Here is a 2,877-nt window from a genome sequence, read left to right as displayed (position 1 = left end):
GAGGAACCCCAAGATGTACGTGCTCGGTAATGGTACGTTTAGTTCCATGCACCTTGCTTCCATCAGCCTTATGACTGACCACGCACTTTACCCTCTTGCTTTCGCGCCGACAGACGACGGAATAGCCTAGAAAGGTAAATCTGCGTATTCCAGACCAAGGTTGCCACTGATTCCAGACGAAGCCTGCCACCCATTCCACGCGAAAGCTGCCACTGATTCCACGGCAAAGCTGCCACCCTGGCAGGCTGCCTGATTTCCCCATCAAAACGTCCGGCGCGGGATAACTAACGGTACTCTGCTCCTTTTCATCCGGAGAGGGCCAGATGCCAGCGATGAGGTTATCCATGCGTAAAATCAAAGAAGTCCTTCGCCTCAAGTGGGAGCGAGGGCTGAGTAACCGGCAGGTTGCCGCAGCCTGCGGCATCAGTCGCCCCACTGTGAGCGAGTATCTGCGGCGTGCTGCTGAGGCGGAGCTTGGCTGGCCGCTGCCAGAGGATCTGAGTGAAGCCCAGCTGGAGCAACGGCTGTTCCCGCCACCACCGGATCTACCGGCACAGGTCCGAGGCATTCCAGACTGGCAGCGGATCCACGATGAACTCCGGGGCAAGAACGTCACCCTGTTCCTGCTCTGGCAGGAGTACCGGGAAGCCAATCCGGATGGCTACCAGTACAGCTGGTTCTGCGAGCACTACCGGGCCTGGCAGGGCAAGCTGGATCTGGTGATGCGTCAGGACCACCGAGCCGGTGAAAAGCTGTTCGTGGACTATGCTGGGCACACGGTGCCCGTCATTGACCGCACCACCGGTGAGATCCATGAGGCGCAAGTCTTTGTGGCGGTGATGGGTGCGTCCAATTACACCTACGCCGAGGCCACCTGGAGCCAGACCCTGCCGGACTGGATCGGCTCCCACATCCGAGCCTTCGAGTTCCTGGGCGGCGTGCCGGAACTGGTGGTTCCGGATAACCTCCGTTCCGGCGTCAGCAAGGCCCATCGCTACGAGCCGGACCTCAATCCGACCTATCAGGATATGGCTGGCCATTATGGCGTGGCCGTTGTCCCTACACGGGTTCGCAAGCCCCGTGACAAGGCCAAGGTGGAAGGTGGCGTATTGATCGTTGAGCGCTGGATCCTGGCGGCCCTGCGCCATCGTCAGCACTTCTCCCTGGGGCAGCTCAACGCCACCATCCGTGAGCTGTTGGAGAAGCTCAATAGCCGCCCCTTCCGCAAGTTGCCCGGGTGCCGGCTTGATCACTTCAAACAGCTGGACCAGCCGGTTCTACAACCGCTACCCGCCGAGCCGTATGTCTACGCCGAGTGGAAAAAAGCCCGGGTACACATCGACTACCACGTGGCCATCGATGGGCACTACTACTCGGTGCCCTACACCCTGATCAAGAAAGAGGTGGAGGTCCGGATCACCCACAACACCATCGAATGCTTCCACCGGGGCAACCGGATCGCCAGCCACCGGCGTTCGGATCAGAAGGGTCGGCATAGCACCATCGCCGCTCACATGCCGGAGTCCCATCGCCAAGCCGGCGAGTGGACCCCAGAGCGACTGACCGCCTGGGCAGCCAAGACTGGACCGGCAACTGAAAAGCTTATCCGTACCGCGCTGGGGGCAAGAAAGCATCCGCAACAGGCCTATCGGTCCTGTCTGGGCATTCTCCGGCTGGGCCAGAGCTACGGCGAGGCACGATTAGAACGTGCCTGCCAACGCGCCCTGATGCTGGGCAGCTGCCGATACAAGAGCATCGAATCCATCCTCAAGCATCGCCTGGATGAGCAGCCCCTGGAAGAGCAACAAGAACTGGCCTTACCCGACACACACGACAACATCCGTGGCCCCGCCTACTACCACTGAAGGAACCTGACATGCTGAAACATCCCACGCTGGATAAGCTCCACGCCCTCAAACTGACCGGCATGGCCGCCGCCCTGGCGGATCAATCGGCCACCCCCGACATTACCGACCTGAGCTTCGAGGAGCGCCTTGGCCTGCTGGTCGACCGGGAAATGACGGAACGGGACAACCGGCGCATGAGCAGCCGGCTACGCCGGGCCAAACTGCGACACGCCGCCATCCTCGAAGACATTGATTACCGGAACTCACGCGGCCTGGATAAAGGGCTTATCCAGGGCCTAGCCAGCTGCCAGTGGGTGAAGGAACACCTGAACGCGCTGATCACCGGTCCCACCGGGGTCGGGAAAACCTGGCTGGCCTGTGCTCTGGCACACAAAGCCTGCCGGGAGGGGTACACCGCCCAGTACGTCCGCCTGACCCGGCTGCTACGAGAGCTGACCATCGCCAAGGGCGATGGCCAATACTCAAAGCTCCTGACCAGCCTGGCCAAGGTCGACGTGCTGATCCTGGATGACTGGGGGCTGATGAAGCTGAGCGCGGAGAACCGGCGGGACTTGCTGGAGGTGCTGGAAGACCGACATGGCCGGCGCTCCACCATCGCCACTAGCCAATTACCCATCGAGGAATGGCACGGCATCATCGGTGACGCCACTCTGGCAGATGCCATCCTGGACCGGCTCGTACACAACGCCTACAAGATCAATCTGCGGGGCGAATCCATGCGAAAACAGCAGGCAAAGTTGACGGGCACTGAGACTTCGGAGTAAGAAGAGAAACCCCGCGTCGCTACGCTCCGATGGGTGGCAGCCTTGCTCCGGTCCGGGTGGCAGGCTTCACGTGGAATGGGTGGCAACCTTCAGCGGTTTACGCATAAATCCTTGTTTTGGGTCCACGATGCCAGATTTCTCTTGCGAGATTTCCAGCCTCAACTCCGTTTCCACGAAGCGGGTGACGTCTGCCATGATTGCTTTCGCTTCCTGCTTAGTGCCAATGACACCAATCAAAAAGTCGT

3 protein-coding genes are annotated in these 2,877 nt (G+C 60.3%); 2 read left to right on the top strand and 1 reads right to left on the bottom strand.

Going from position 1 to position 2,877, the window contains the following annotated elements; all coding sequences use genetic code 11:
* Positions 1-346, bottom strand: a 346-nt coding sequence (locus tag AC13E3_RS00370; protein WP_482901565.1) for a hypothetical protein, incomplete at its 3' end; no start/stop codon positions are given.
* Here AC13E3_RS00370 and istA point away from each other — a divergent pair.
* Entirely contained in the window at positions 324-1,865 is a 1,542-nt protein-coding gene (gene istA, locus AC13E3_RS00365) for an IS21-like element ISSpu5 family transposase (protein WP_136632572.1), read from the top strand. The two genes, AC13E3_RS00370 and istA, sit on opposite strands and share 23 nt — an antisense overlap.
* Positions 1,866-1,876: 11 nt before the next feature.
* Entirely contained in the window at positions 1,877-2,632 is a 756-nt protein-coding gene (gene istB / locus AC13E3_RS00360; RefSeq protein ID WP_136632573.1) for an IS21-like element ISSpu5 family helper ATPase IstB, read from the top strand.
* Positions 2,633-2,877 lie beyond the last annotated feature (245 nt).

The organism is Marinobacter sp. L-80 (assembly GCF_056859395.1).
This window is presented reverse-complemented; position numbering and strand designations above follow the sequence as displayed.

Bases quoted from the DNA above. Each gene is read 5' to 3' on its own strand.
- istA (WP_136632572.1), top strand. From the start codon at position 324: ATGCCAGCGATGAGGTTATCCATGCGTAAAATCAAAGAAGTCCTTCGC.
- istB (WP_136632573.1), top strand. From the start codon at position 1,877: ATGCTGAAACATCCCACGCTGGATAAGCTCCACGCCCTCAAACTGACC.